The sequence below is a fragment of the Stenotrophomonas sp. HMSC10F07 genome, assembly GCF_001807895.1.
GTDB lineage: Bacteria > Pseudomonadota > Gammaproteobacteria > Xanthomonadales > Xanthomonadaceae > Stenotrophomonas > Stenotrophomonas sepilia.
Window position 1 is genome coordinate 1 of the sequence record NZ_KV791329.1, and the last position, 12,625, is coordinate 12,625.

13 protein-coding genes and 1 pseudogene are annotated in these 12,625 nt (G+C 66.0%); 5 read left to right on the plus strand and 9 right to left on the minus strand.

Going from position 1 to position 12,625, the window contains the following annotated elements; translation table 11 throughout:
• Positions 1-82: 82 nt before the first annotated feature.
• From HMPREF3114_RS02530 to tadA, 4 genes are all read right to left on the minus strand, one after another.
• Positions 83-1,198 (minus strand): alkene reductase, encoded by a 1,116-nt coding sequence (locus HMPREF3114_RS02530; RefSeq protein ID WP_053499810.1) that lies wholly within the window; start codon positions 1,196-1,198, stop codon positions 83-85.
• A gap of 207 nt (positions 1,199-1,405) precedes the next feature.
• A complete protein-coding gene (locus HMPREF3114_RS02535; protein ID WP_053499812.1) occupies positions 1,406-2,278 on the minus strand; it encodes an EcsC family protein in 873 nt (290 codons plus the stop codon).
• A gap of 143 nt (positions 2,279-2,421) precedes the next feature.
• Positions 2,422-2,994, minus strand: a complete 573-nt coding sequence (gene orn / locus HMPREF3114_RS02540) for an oligoribonuclease (protein WP_053499815.1) — start codon at positions 2,992-2,994, stop codon at positions 2,422-2,424.
• A 75-nt stretch (positions 2,995-3,069) separates the two neighbouring features.
• Positions 3,070-3,594, minus strand: coding sequence for a tRNA adenosine(34) deaminase TadA (gene tadA, locus HMPREF3114_RS02545; protein WP_053499817.1), 525 nt, complete (start codon positions 3,592-3,594; stop codon positions 3,070-3,072).
• Positions 3,595-3,778: 184 nt separating this feature from the next.
• On the opposite strand from tadA, the gene HMPREF3114_RS02550 reads away from it, so the two are divergent.
• Positions 3,779-4,216 carry an acetyltransferase gene (locus HMPREF3114_RS02550; RefSeq protein ID WP_053499819.1) on the plus strand — a complete coding sequence of 146 codons (438 nt, stop codon included), beginning with the start codon at positions 3,779-3,781 and terminating at the stop codon, positions 4,214-4,216.
• A gap of 34 nt (positions 4,217-4,250) precedes the next feature.
• On the opposite strand, the gene HMPREF3114_RS02555 is transcribed toward HMPREF3114_RS02550, so the two are convergent.
• Positions 4,251-4,757 carry a GNAT family N-acetyltransferase gene (locus tag HMPREF3114_RS02555; protein ID WP_053499821.1) on the minus strand — a complete coding sequence of 169 codons (507 nt, stop codon included), beginning with the start codon at positions 4,755-4,757 and terminating at the stop codon, positions 4,251-4,253.
• Between the two features lie 246 nt (positions 4,758-5,003).
• On the opposite strand from HMPREF3114_RS02555, the gene HMPREF3114_RS02560 reads away from it, so the two are divergent.
• From HMPREF3114_RS02560 to HMPREF3114_RS02570, 3 genes are read left to right on the plus strand one after another with little or no spacing between them, the layout of a single operon-like run.
• Positions 5,004-5,675: a hypothetical protein gene (locus HMPREF3114_RS02560; RefSeq protein ID WP_141750769.1), complete on the plus strand. Its 672-nt coding sequence runs from the start codon at positions 5,004-5,006 to the stop codon at positions 5,673-5,675.
• A gap of 40 nt (positions 5,676-5,715) precedes the next feature.
• A complete protein-coding gene (locus HMPREF3114_RS02565) occupies positions 5,716-6,369 on the plus strand; it encodes a hypothetical protein (protein WP_053499825.1) in 654 nt (217 codons plus the stop codon).
• Positions 6,366-7,694, plus strand: a complete 1,329-nt coding sequence (locus HMPREF3114_RS02570; protein WP_053499828.1) for an XVIPCD domain-containing protein — start codon at positions 6,366-6,368, stop codon at positions 7,692-7,694. The genes HMPREF3114_RS02565 and HMPREF3114_RS02570 overlap by 4 nt, the downstream gene beginning before the upstream one ends.
• Positions 7,695-7,746: 52 nt before the next feature.
• Here HMPREF3114_RS02570 and HMPREF3114_RS02575 read toward each other — a convergent pair whose 3' ends face one another.
• The 3 genes from HMPREF3114_RS02575 to HMPREF3114_RS02585 form a co-directional block, all read right to left on the minus strand.
• Positions 7,747-8,592, minus strand: coding sequence for a hypothetical protein (locus HMPREF3114_RS02575; RefSeq protein ID WP_229766048.1), 846 nt, complete (start codon positions 8,590-8,592; stop codon positions 7,747-7,749).
• Positions 8,593-9,112: 520 nt separating this feature from the next.
• Positions 9,113-10,120: an XVIPCD domain-containing protein gene (locus tag HMPREF3114_RS02580; RefSeq protein WP_005417198.1), complete on the minus strand. Its 1,008-nt coding sequence runs from the start codon at positions 10,118-10,120 to the stop codon at positions 9,113-9,115.
• Between the two features lie 57 nt (positions 10,121-10,177).
• Positions 10,178-10,714, minus strand: a complete 537-nt coding sequence (locus HMPREF3114_RS02585; RefSeq protein WP_032954278.1) for a hypothetical protein — start codon at positions 10,712-10,714, stop codon at positions 10,178-10,180.
• Between the two features lie 405 nt (positions 10,715-11,119).
• Between HMPREF3114_RS02585 and HMPREF3114_RS02590 the strand changes: the two are divergent.
• Positions 11,120-11,727 (plus strand): annotated as a pseudogene (locus HMPREF3114_RS02590) (IS3 family transposase); the annotation flags it as partial.
• A gap of 114 nt (positions 11,728-11,841) precedes the next feature.
• Here HMPREF3114_RS02590 and HMPREF3114_RS20450 read toward each other — a convergent pair.
• The gene (locus tag HMPREF3114_RS20450) at positions 11,842-12,381 is read right to left on the minus strand and encodes a DUF4189 domain-containing protein (RefSeq protein WP_315970754.1); all 540 of its coding nucleotides are present in this window, start codon (positions 12,379-12,381) and stop codon (positions 11,842-11,844) included.
• Positions 12,382-12,625 lie beyond the last annotated feature (244 nt).

A 12,625-nucleotide genomic window follows, 5' to 3' on the forward strand; every position in this document is an offset into this window, starting at 1 on the left:
CCCTGGTAGTGCCGGCCGCTGGCCGGCACCGACCCATCTCCATGCACCGGTAGTGCCGGCCGCTGGCCGGCAGCCTTCAGGATCAGGCCGCGACGCTCTCTTCCAGCGTCGGGTAATCGGTGAAGCCAACCGCGCCACCGCCAAAGAATGTCGCACGATCCGGCGGATTCAGCGCCGCACCGGTACGCAGACGCTCCGGCAAATCCGGGTTGGCGATGAACGGGCGGCCGAAGCCGATCAGGTCAGCCCAGCCTTCAGCCAGTGCCTGCTCGGCGCGTTCGGCGGTGTACTTGCCAGCGTAGATCAGCGTCCCCGGGTAGACCATGCGCAGCGCCTGCTTGAACGCCACCGGCATCAACGGTGCATCATCCCAGTCGGCCTCGGCGATGTGCAGGTAACCGACGCCGAGCTCACCCAACAGGTGGGCTGCCGCCAGATAGGTCGCCTGTGGCGTATCGTCCACTGCGCCCTGCAACGTCGTCAGCGGCGCCAGACGGACACCGACGCGGTCACCACCGGCTACGGCCGTCACCGCCTGCACGACCTCTCGCAGGAAACGCAGCCGGTTCTGCAACGCGCCGCCATAGCCGTCGGTGCGCCGGTTGGCCTGCGAGTCGATGAACTGGTTGATCAGGTAGCCATTGGCACCGTGCAGCTCGACGCCATCGAAGCCTGCGTCCAGCGCGTTGCGTGCCGCCTGGGCGTAGTCGGCGACGATGCCCGGAATCTCGTCTTCGCGCAGCGCGCGCGGCATCGAATGCTGGATCATTTCGCCCACCCCGGCTTCGGGACCTGCCCCGGTCGGGTCGACGAACACCTTCACGCCTTCCGCCAACAACGCCGACGACGACACCGGGGCGGCACCACCCGGCTGCAGGGCCACGTGCGAGACCCGGCCCACATGCCACAGTTGGGCGTAGATGCGGCCGCCAGCGGCGTGCACCGCATCGGTCACCCGACGCCAGCCCTGCACCTGTTCCGGGCTGTGGATGCCCGGGGTCCAGGCATAGCCCTGGCCCTGCGGGCTGATCTGGGTGCCCTCGCTGACGATCAGGCCGGCACTGGCGCGTTGGGCGTAGTAGGCGGCCATGTCCGCGGTGGCGACGTTGCCGTCGGCGGCACGCGAGCGGGTCATCGGCGGCATCACGATGCGGTTGGGCAGGGTCAAGGCGCCCAAGCGGTGGGGAGTGAACAACATGGCGGCGATCTCTTGCGGGGGGACTGCCGCAAAGGATGGGGATGCCAGCTGCCAGGCAACAGGCATGCACTGGCAAAACAATTGTTCCCCGAAGGCAAGGATGGCCAGCCGGGGGGCAGAGTCCCTTCCTGCGGAACGGGACCCGGCCCCGCGCGCAACCGGGGTCGGATCCCTTTGCAACGCAAAGGGCTCCGACCCCGAAGCCGGTTACAGCGTGGGTTCGATCAGCACGCCGCCATGCGCCACGCGGTCATAGCAGGTGCGCACCACATCTTCCCCGTACTTCAATTCCAGCCGGCGCACGATGAAGTGACCACGCGCCATGTCCTGGTAGTAGTCGGTGAACATGGTGTTCAGCGTTGCACCCGCGGCCGCACCAACGATCGGCACCGCCTGCGCAGCGAATTTCTCGGTAACAACCACGCCGAAGCGCGCCGCCACCTTCTCCACCATCTTCGCCAGCAGCTTGCCGGCTTCCTTCGGCGCCACGCCCAGCGTCAGGTCGCGGCCGGTCACCACGCGCCCGGCCAGCTCGGCCGACAGGTGGCGCATCACATCGGTGGTGAAGCCGCGGGCCAGGTAATAGCCCGTCTCGCTGGCGTCATCACGCGGCGAGTTGCCGCCCAGCGCGAACACCTCCAGGCACGCCTGGCGGGTGCTGAACTCGGACAGGTCGAAGCCCTCGCTGCGGGCCACGTCGGCCACCGCACGCATCATGATGGTGGTCGACACCGGCAGCTCGATGAGCAGGGCGGCAAAGCCGAAGGCACCGCCGACCGCACCGGAGGTGGCTGCCGCCAATTTGTGCCAGCGGGTCGACGCTCCCTTGCCGGGCGAGTTGTCCATGCTCCACAGGGCTGCCTGCGCCGACTTGGACAGTGCCGCCTGCACCGCACCGTGGATGCGGTTGGAGACCGAACTGGGCAGCGCCTTCACCGCGAACTCCAGCGGCGTACCGACCAGGTTCGCCATGCGCGCGGTCAGGGTCGGCGCTTCCAGCAGCGCCACCGCGCGCTGCAGGTCGGACCAGTCGCGGGCGTCATGGGCGATGTCGCGGGGAAGCAGGATGGGCTCGTTCATGGCGCCGATCTTAGCGCCCGGAAGTTGAACGGTTCGTCGTGGGTCACGACAGAAGGCGCGGATCCCGCGCCTTGCCGGCCAGCGGCCGGCACTACCCGTTGGTGTGTCACCCGGTAGCGCCGGGCCATGCCCGACGGCGTCGTTCAGGCAGCCGGCAGGCCCGACAGCGCGCCCATGAACTGGCGGTAGTGGCGCAGCTCGGCGATTGAATCGTGCACGTCGCTCAGCGCGGTATGGTTGCTGTTCTTGCCGACGCCGGCGGCCACGCTCGGCGCCCAGCGCTTGGCCAGTTCCTTCACCGTGGACACGTCCAGGTTGCGGTAGTGGAAGTACTTCTCCAGCCTCGGCATCTGGCGGTGCAGGAAGCGGCGATCCTGGCAGATCGAGTTGCCGCACATCGGCGACAGGCCGGCCGGAATCCACTGCGCCAGGAAGTTCACCGTCTGCGCTTCGGCTTGGCCCAGGGTGGTGGTGCTGTCCACCACGCGCTGCCACAGGCCGGAACGACGGTGCTGGTTGCGGTTCCACTCATCCATCGCTTCCAGCGTTTCCAGTGGATGGTGGATGGCAAACTCGGGGCCTTCAGCCAGCACATTGAGCTGGGCATCGGTGACCACTGTAGCGATCTCGATGATCGAATCGTTGTCGGTATCCAACCCGGTCATCTCCAGGTCGATCCAGATCAGTCGCTCGTTGGCCGCGCCGGTGTCCGCCATTGTGTCGCCTCGTTGCTGGGCAGGCGCGCGGCCTACCGGTGAAGGAAAGAGGCGCCCATCATACCCGTTCGCCCCTCAGCCCTCGGCCGCATGGTCTTCCAGCAGCAACGGCGGCTTGCCGCGCTTGGCGCGGAAATAATTGGTCAGGCGCATGCTGGCCTCCTTGGCCAGCACCCCACCGTGGATTTCCACCCGGTGATTGTGCCGGGCATCACCCAGCAGGTCGAACACGCTGCCGCAGGCGCCGGTCTTGGGGTCGCTGGCGCCGTAGACCAAGCGGGCGACGCGTGCATGCACGATGGCCATCGCGCACATCGCGCAGGGTTCGAGGGTCACGTACAGGGTGCTGCCGAGCAGCCGATGATTGGCCAGCCGCGTGCCGCCGGCGCGCATGGCCACGATCTCGGCATGCGCACTGGGATCGTGCGAGGCGATGTTGAGGTTCCAGCCCTCGCCCAGCAGCTGGCCATCGGCGCCCACCAGTACCGCACCGACCGGAATCTCGTCGAACTCGCGCTGCGCACGCTCGGCCAGCGCCAGCGCATGGCGCATCCAGTGTTCATCGGCGTCGTGCACCGGTACACCCAGGACATCGGTCATGGCGGTTCTCGCGTGTCTGCAGGGCCAGGATGGCCGCCGGGGCCGCATTGTACGCCCGCGGCCGTGCAGGCGGCGCGGGTATCGGCGGTGCCATTGCGCACGACCGGCGGTCCAAGCAGCGAGCGCGCTGAAGCCAGGCTGCAGGCCTCATACTGAGCCCTTCCGCAAGCACCTTGGTGAACCCATGACCACCCTCCGTCCCTCGCGCGCCGATGACGGCGCCGCCCTCGTCGACCTCTGGCGCCGTGCCGTCGACGCCACCCACGACTTCCTCAGCGCCGAAGACCGCCAGGCCATCGATGCCGAAGTCGCCAGCTTCCTGCCGCAGGCGCCGATGACCGTTGCGGTCGACGCTCAGGACCGCCCCCTTGGCTTCATGCTGATCGACGGCACGCACATGGAAGCGCTGTTCATCGATCCGGACGTGCGCGGCACTGGTATCGGCCGGCAACTGCTGCAGCACGCGCTGGCCCGGCATCCGCAGCTGAGTACCGACGTCAATGAGCAGAACGCACAGGCCGTTGGCTTCTACCTGCGCATGGGCTTCGTCGAAACCGGCCGCTCACCGCTCGATTCGCAGGGCCGTCCGTATCCCCTGATCCATCTCCGGCACAACGGCTGACATTGGACGGATATTCGAGGCCCGCCCCCGATCATCAGGCCGTGGCTTCGAATGCCGGTGAGTACTGCACCTCTCCCTGCGCCATCGACGGCCTCAGGTGCAGCGCCTGGAAGCACTCTGGCGGAACACCCGGCAGCACCAGGCCCGGCTCGGCGCGGAATCCGAATCGACCGTAGTACGCGGGCTCTCCCAGCAATACGCAGCCCTGCGCCCCCTGCTCACGCAGTGCATCAAGCGCCGCATGCATCAGCGCCGCGCCGACACCCTGCCCCTGCCATCCGGGCAGCACCGAGATTGGTCCCAGGCCAAACCAGCCCGTACTGCCATCGCTGATCGTCACCGGCGACAGGGCAATGTGCCCGACGACCTGGCCGTCCTTCTCGGCGACCAGCGAAAGACTCAGCTCTCCACGCGAACGCAGTGCATCCACAATGAACTGCTCGGTGTGGCTGCTGTGCGGGGCTTCGCGGAAGGCTGCCTCGGTGAGTGCGTGGATGACCGCGTGGTCTTCGCGGATTTCAGGGCGGATCGTGCAGTTCAAGGAGGGCGCCTTCAATGAAGTGATGGACATGTGAATGATTGATTTCAGTCACGGATTCAGCCGCAGACCTGCCTCCGGCAGCAATGCCAACGTGATGATCGCGAGCCTTGTGCGGCAAGCGATCCGCCCGGGCAATGCTTCCCCGGGGCGTCAAAAATCCGTCTCCAAGGGTGGCACAGCGCTCCCGGCACGTTCCATAATCGAGATACCTGCCACCCAGGAAGGATAGATGGACATGGACGAACGATGCAGGCTCGCGCCATGGGTGTAGCTCGCCCCGAACCCAGGGGGCGGCCGCTGCTGGCATTGCTCGCCCTCGTCCCGCTGGCGGCATGTTCGCCCTACGCCGACGCCGAGCGTGACGTCGCCGCGGGTGGACGCGGCCTGGCCAAACTCAACCCGGCGCCGAAGCAGGCCTACGAACTGGTGCTGACACTGAAGGACGCGCCGGGCCCGTTCGCGATCGTGGAGGGCGTGGCCCAGTACGACGTCAGCAACTACGAAGACTGCGGGCGGATACTGCCTGCAACAGGCACTGCGGGCCGCATCACCAGCCAAGAGCCCGTCACCCTGCACAAGGTCAGCGAGAACGAGTACCGCGGTACGTTCTACCTGGACCGCATGCTGGATGAGGACTACTACGGGCGCGGCGCCTGCGATTGGACGCTGACGGGCGTCGGTGCGATGTTGCGCGCTACGACCAGCAAGGCGGATACGCGATTCCTGACGTTCGTCGACAAGAAGCGCATGGAGAACGACTCGCCTCTGACGCTTTATTACCCGAACCTTGTCTATCCGCGCGCCGACACTGTCGCCAACTTTGGCGCCAGTGGCGAGGAAGCTCCGTCGGGGTACAGCGAAGATCTGCGCGACGCGCTGTTCTCAACCACCACCACTGTGCAGAAGCTCATGCCATGAGCTGCCAGTTCCACACATTTACCCCCCAAGGAGGCCGACATTGCGCCACAAGATGATTCCGTGCCTTGCTCTGCTTCTGTTGACCGCCTGCCATCCGGAGACCGCCATGAACCAGGAACGTGCCGCTGCTGAAGCCGATGTCGCCCAGGGTGGGCGCGGCCTCGCCAAGCTCAACCCCAGCCCGCGCAAGGCCTATGAACTGGTGCTGCGCCTGAAGGACGCCCCCGGCAATTTCGCGGTGGTTGAAGCCGTCGCGCAGTACGACGTCATCAACGAAGACCAGTGTGGCTATATCGAGCCGGCGACCGGCACGGCTGCACGGATTACCAGCCAGGAACCGGTGGAACTGCGCAAGGTCAGCGATGGTGAGTACCGGGGCACGCTGTATGTGGACCGCATGCTGGATGAAGACTACTACGGTCGTGGCGTGTGCCACTGGGAGTTCACTGGTGCTGGGGCGATGTTGAAGGCGACGGGTGCCGAAGGCGAGACGCGCTTCCTGTCATTCATTGAAGCTTCGCCGCTTATCGAAGGCCAAGTCGAGACCCGCCACTATCCGCGAGCCGACTATCCCCGAGTCAGCGAGATTCCGGACTACGGTGCAAGTGGCCAAAAGGATCCGACAAAGTTCCGCCCTGAACTGCGGAATGCGCTGTTCTCCGCTTCGCTTGAAGCCAGCGAGGTCCGCCAATGAGCCTCAACAGCCAAGACTACGCTGCGCTATCCGAAGATGCATACAAGGATTATGCGGTCGGTCGTCGAGCGCCTGGTCAAGAAGAAATCGTTCCGATCAACGGGCACAAGTACAAGATCCTCGAGCACGTTGATAATCGATTGAACGGTTATCAGGGAACGATCTACCAGCGAGTCGACACCAATGAAATTGTCGTCGCACATCGCGGCACCGAACAGATCGCCCGCGATGCGATCCTGACCGATGGTGGCATGGTCGTCGCCCGTACCAATGTGCAGGCGCCAGACGCAATCGCGCTGACCCAACGCGCCCTCGCTTACGCCAAGAAGGAGGGGCAGGATCTCGGCCAACGTCCGCCGGAGGTCACCGTCACCGGCCACTCCCTCGGCGGCGCGCTGGCGCAGATCACCTCGCACCATTTCAACGTCAAGGGCGAAACCTTCAACGCCTATGGCGCGGTCAGCCTCAGCTACCGCATTCCGGAAGGCGGCAACACCATGATCAACCATGTCATGGCCTCCGATCCGGTCAGCGCGGCGTCGCCGCACTTCGGCCAGGTGCGCATCTACGCCAGGCCGAATGAAATCAGCACGCTCGCCGCGAACGGTTTCAGCAATCACTCGTTGCGCGCCCTTATCCCCGACCGGCCGATCATCGCCGCAGGCAGCTCGTTCGGCGCGCACAAGCTGGGCAACTTCCTCGGTGACGGCTCGGTGCTGCAGCACCCGGAAACGCAGAAGCTGGCAAAAGACAACGCCAGGATGATCGAGGAGTACCGCGACGACGTTGAATCACTGCGCCGTGGTGTCACCCGCGCGGCGCGGGGCATTCCAGGCGGCGCCGTCGACCTGTACGACCACATCCGCGGCCCGCTGCAGCCCGGTGAGCCGGCACGCCGCGAAGCGGAGAAGAACGGCCATCACACCAGCATGCTGCGAATGGACGATGCCAACCATGTGGGCAACCCACTGTTCAACGACGCGATCCGTGGCGTGCACGCGCAGGATGTCCGCGTCGGCCGGGTACCAGACGTGATGAGCACGCAACTGGCAGGCAGCCTGGCCGCCGAAATGCACGCAGCAGGCGGCAAGCGCATCGACGAAGTGGTCATGAATGCCGATGCCTCGCGCAGCTTCGCCGTGCAGGGCCAGGGCGGCGACCCCGCCCACCTTCGCGTATCGGTGGATACGGCAGTGGCGATGAACACCCCGCTGGAACAGAGCAGCCAGCGCATCGACCAGCAGGCCGCCGACCAGGGCGTTGCGCTGGAGCGCGACCAGCAGCTGGAACAGCAGCGGAACCAGACCCGCAGCCTGCAGGCCTGATGCAGCGCGGGAGCCGGTCAGCCCGGCTCCCGCATCACTTCGAGACTTCGGCTCAGGGGCTGGACGCTGCCATTGGCACGGATGCTGCGGCCGTCACGAACAGATCGGGCCCGGAATCCGGGAATCCGCCACAGGCGCGATCGCCGGGTGCCACCGGGTCACAGGGCCACTGCGCGCGCGCGACCTTCTCGCGCAGCTCGAAGCGATCACCGGTCCAGACCACGAACGCGATGTGCTCACGGTTCCAGTCACTGTAGGCGCGCGGACCACCCTTCTGCGCCGACTCCGGGTATTGCACGAACCAACGCATGGCCGGGCCGTACTGCAGCTTGCTGTGGTCCAGGCTGATCCGGCCCTCACGCGACAGCTGGCGCGCACGATCGGCCTCCGTGACCGGGGGCATCGTCGGCATGGCATCGGCGGTCACATCCCTCGGCGCCGCATCCCCGCGGACCTGGTACACACGCTGGGCTACATAAGCCTCGCGGCAATCACCTGCGGGTACGCGGACCGGCTCCGCGCCGTACTCATCACGGTTGGCGACTTGGTCGCTGCAGGTGAACGGCGCCGACACCAGATAGAACGTGCTGTCGGCGTCGCGCCCTTCCAGCGAACGCACCCAGATGTCGCCCATCCGCACGATGAAGTCCGGGCGCTGGCCATAGCCCGGCACAGCCTTGAACCAGGCCTTCTGCCGCACCTCACGCTCGCGCCAGCTGCGCGGCAGGTGGATGTCCTGCACGGGCAGCGCGACCAGCAACGCGGCCAGATGCGCCGGCATGGTGCCCTGGCAGGCGCCAATCAGCAGGTCGCCCTGGGTCGCCAGCCGCCCGGCCAGATCCACCGGGCAGCGGGCACCGAGCGCCCGCTCGGTCGCCTGCTCTGGCGGCAACGGCACGATGGCCAATGCGGGCGGAGCGGGGGCTACCGCGGGAACGGTTGGCTCGACGGCGGCAGGCGGTGCAGCCACAGGTGCCGCCGCTGCGGGCGCAACGGGCGCCGGCGCCGGATCCGCAGTCGGCGCCGGCTGCGCGTCCACCACAGGTGTCGCAGGGGGTGTCACGGCAGCCGACACCTCGGGCGTCGGCGCCACGACAACGGCGTCGGCCGCCGCGGGCGCTGCAACGGCCGCCGCCTCTGCAGGCGCCTCAACGGTAGCCTCGGCAGCGGGGGGCGTCTCCACCACAGGTACCGCTGCCTCCTGAGCCTGTGCCGACGCTGCGGCAAGTCCAAGTGACAGCAGCCAGAGCGGCGGCAGCCGGCGCACGGATGCAGTGCAGCGGGCAGCGGTGTGCCGGGTATTCGAGGGAACGATTCGCATGTGGTGTCCTTACGAGTGGGTTTCCATGTCGGCGCCACAGGGCGCCACGCGTCGTACGTAAAGCGCCCGCGGGCACTCTGCCCGCCGGCATCAGGTGCTACAGGGATCGAGAGCGCTGCTCCTGCTCGCGGGCGAGCGCGGCCGCGGGGTCCTGCTGGGCGACACTGGCGGCCAACTGCTGGCTGCTCTGTGCCAGCGGCTGCTGTGCCGCCTGTTCGCGCTCGACCGAAGCGCGCAGCATGGCCGGGTCACCCAGCGCGCCCTGCACGGCAAACAACGTGCGGCCGTCGTTGCCAGCCAGGAGATGATCGATGCGCGACATCCCCGCCTTCTGCGCGCTCAGCGCCAGTGCGCCGGCAGCATTGTCCAGTTCCTGCACGCTGCGCAGACCGCTTTGTGGTCCCATCTGCTGGAGATGGTGGCGGGCGCCCTGGAACAGGGCATGCCCCGGCGCGCCAGGCTGCGACATGTCGCGCACGGTGGCCTGCTGGGCCGGCGCCCCGACTTCGCCCCGCTCCAGCCGCGCCATCACATCAGGCGTCAGCTTCTGCTGCCACACCTCGAATCGCTGCTGGCGGGCCTCGATGCCGTTCAGGCCACCATTGATCGCGCGCGTCGCTTCGCGCACGTCCTCGCGCGCCGCTTCCGGCACCCGCGTCTGCCACTGCCACACGGCAATGCGGCCAGCGTGCTCGGGCTGCGCGGCCAGTTCCGGGTGGTTCACCAGGTCCAGATCCAGCGCCTTGCCGGCACGCTCGTAATTCTCCTTGCCGACCAGAGGCAGATAGCCACGGCCGTGATACTTCAACGCATCGCCAGGCGCGTCATTGCCCATACGCCCGCCATACATCAGTTCGGCCAGGTTCTCCGGCCGACCACGCAGCGCCTCCTGGCGCGCGCTCTCAAGCGCACCATTGCCATTGCGCCACGCCGCTTCCACCGGGATCTGCGAGATACCCCGGGTGAAGTTGAAACTTTCATTGAGCCGGCTCAGGCCACGGGACTCGTGCCCGGCCTGCGCCATGAAGTTGGCCAGTTCCCGGGACGAGGTCATGCCGGCCTCCGTGGCCTGCCGCAACAGCTGCGACTCCCTATCCTGCGACACGGTGAAACTCCTGCTCGATCATCGTTGGATACTCCCGCCTCCTCACCGGCATGGCACTCAGGGCAAGCTGACGTCGGCGACGACGGACGGATCGAAATCCTCGAACCGCACCCGGCCAAGTTCGGCAGCCGAGAAGTCACGCGTATGGGTGGCCTCGGTCTCGGTGTCGACCACCCTGCGCTGCACGCCATGCACCCAGCACGCCTGCTCGGCAGGTGCATACCGGAACGTGTAGACGCTGCTCCAGCGTTCGCGACTGCCGCCGTTGGTGATCACACTGAACGCACCATCCTCGATGGTCACGTACGCGAAGGGATCGCCGGCAATGCCTCCCCGGGTGGAACACGGCACCAGCTTGTCGTTGCGCGCCGCCAACTGCCATCGGCCCGTGGCGTCGCCCAGCAGCAGCAACAGCACCCGGTTGGGACCGTGCTCGCCGGGCAGCAAGCCCTCCGGAGGAGGTTGGTCGATCACCAGCAGCTGGTCCTGGAAACCATTGCCAGTCAGATCACCGCGCACGGCTTCCAGCAGGTTCGCGCCGGACGGAACGAACGCCAAGGCATTGTCCATGTGTACGCCACTCCCCTTCTCCATCCCCTGCAACTCCTTCAATCCCGTCCTGCCAGTTCCCGAGCGGAGGCCGGAAACGGGGCGATGCCTCGCACGTGCCCTGCGGCCGCCATGGCGGATGATAGCCCCGAGCCCACGGCAACCGCGATGGTGGCAAGCGTCACCCGCATCGCGGGGGGGCACAGTCCTCATGGACGGAAAAGCTCCTGCGTTCGATGGCACCGGCGCGCCGGGATTTTGACGCGCACGCAGCTTACTTCGAGGAGGCAGCGCTCGTCGAAGGGGGCTTGGGATGAAAAGCGCACTTGATCACAGAAAAAGCGCGGTTAACGTGAATGGATGCCTACCCGCCCCTGACGTCGGGCACCGCGCTGGAGTGTGCCCGGGCGTTCAAAACCGGGGGGACGTCGTCCTTCCGCTAAGACTGGTAGTGCGCAGGCACGGCGCAAGCGCGAGCGCGTCGCGGTCGAACGCTGACCGTTGCACGCCCCTTCCGGTCCGAGCCACAACTGGTCGATGGACTTCGTGTTCGACGCCCTGGCCAACGGCAGGCCGATCAAGTGTCTGACTGTGGTCGACGACTGCACCAAGGAGGCCGTGGAGATCGCGGTCGCCCGCCGCATCAACGGGCAGGGCGTGGCCGACATCCTGGAAACGGTGTGCCACTTCCGCGGCTATCCGGCCATGATCCGGACCGATCAGGGGCGGAGTTCACCGGACGAGCTCTCGACCAGTGGGCCGTTGCCAACGGCGTGAAGCTGCTGCTGATCCAGCCTGGCAGACCCACCCAAAACGCCTACATCGAGAGCTTCAACGGCAAGTTCCGCGACGAATGCCTCAACGAAAACTGGTTCACCTCACTGGAGCATGCCAAGGCGACGATCTCTGCTTGGCGACGCGATTACAACGAAGTACGCCCGCACAACTCGCTAGGCAAGAGCGCCCCCACCGAGTTCGCCGCCTTACTCCGCGAGCATGGATCCCTTGCAACCACGAACCCGGGCGATAAGCTCACAACCACGGACTCTACGAAGTAGACCTTGGCCCTAACGCAGGGGGCAGGTCAAATTGAGTTGACAAGCGAAACATGAGAGCAGGTAAACCTAAATTCTTCCAGCAATTGCAACCTGCGGCGCCTCACTGACTACCACTCAGAACGACTGGAATTCCGGTTCGCTGCATGCCGAGTAGATCACCTTACAACCTTCACTGCCGCGCTTAGTGCAAAGCCCCATCGCCAATGAAGTCGCGGCAGAGACAGATTCAGCGCGTCCAAACGTGGAACCGCCGAATGCGCTAGTTCGGGGAGAGACCAGCGCGACGCATTGATTCTTGTAAGTCTGAGTAACCTTGCAATCCGATGCCCCGTGCTGACTACAATTGGCCAAGGCCTCATTTGAGGCGTCAGCCTTTCTCACTTTTCCGACTGACACACCGACGTCACCATTGGAAGCCATGGCAATCGCGCCCCAAGTCTTATTCCAGCGTCCTGTTTGGATAGGGCCCGTCTGACCCGATCCCGCGTCCCCTCCCGGGATCGGCGCACACCCACCAACACCCTGACCTCCGATTGGATACTGGCCTGGCGGGCAACGCCCTTCAGCACCAGCAACGGGCGGGAGGCCAAGAAATAGCATGCAAGCTGCAGCGCCGAAGATAAGCGCACATCGGCGGCCAAGTATCGAGACCATATCGTTAGACCCTCAAACTTCCCATCAGCCGTTGTTCTTTGCGAGACCAAGACGCCCCGAGTCCACCACCGCCGAACCCGGCGATGAACTACCGCCAGTCACTCGCGAACCAACAACCTGCTCGGTAGTGGCACCATGTGTCCCGCCCTTCTCTGGAGCCGGAGGCGTGTAGCAACTACCCGGCGGCTGCCCGCTCGGCCCGGCGCCTGCGCCACCGGGCTGCCACCTATCTGCGAATATGCCA

Bases quoted from the DNA above. Each gene is read 5' to 3' on its own strand.
- HMPREF3114_RS02530 (WP_053499810.1), bottom strand. From the start codon at position 1,198: ATGTTGTTCACTCCCCACCGCTTGGGCGCCTTGACCCTGCCCAACCGC.
- HMPREF3114_RS02535 (WP_053499812.1), bottom strand. From the start codon at position 2,278: ATGAACGAGCCCATCCTGCTTCCCCGCGACATCGCCCATGACGCCCGC.
- orn (WP_053499815.1), bottom strand. From the start codon at position 2,994: ATGGCGGACACCGGCGCGGCCAACGAGCGACTGATCTGGATCGACCTG.
- tadA (WP_053499817.1), bottom strand. From the start codon at position 3,594: ATGACCGATGTCCTGGGTGTACCGGTGCACGACGCCGATGAACACTGG.
- HMPREF3114_RS02550 (WP_053499819.1), top strand. From the start codon at position 3,779: ATGACCACCCTCCGTCCCTCGCGCGCCGATGACGGCGCCGCCCTCGTC.
- HMPREF3114_RS02560 (WP_141750769.1), top strand. From the start codon at position 5,004: ATGCAGGCTCGCGCCATGGGTGTAGCTCGCCCCGAACCCAGGGGGCGG.
- HMPREF3114_RS02570 (WP_053499828.1), top strand. From the start codon at position 6,366: ATGAGCCTCAACAGCCAAGACTACGCTGCGCTATCCGAAGATGCATAC.
- HMPREF3114_RS02585 (WP_032954278.1), bottom strand. From the start codon at position 10,714: ATGGAGAAGGGGAGTGGCGTACACATGGACAATGCCTTGGCGTTCGTT.
- HMPREF3114_RS20450 (WP_315970754.1), bottom strand. From the start codon at position 12,381: ATGGTCTCGATACTTGGCCGCCGATGTGCGCTTATCTTCGGCGCTGCA.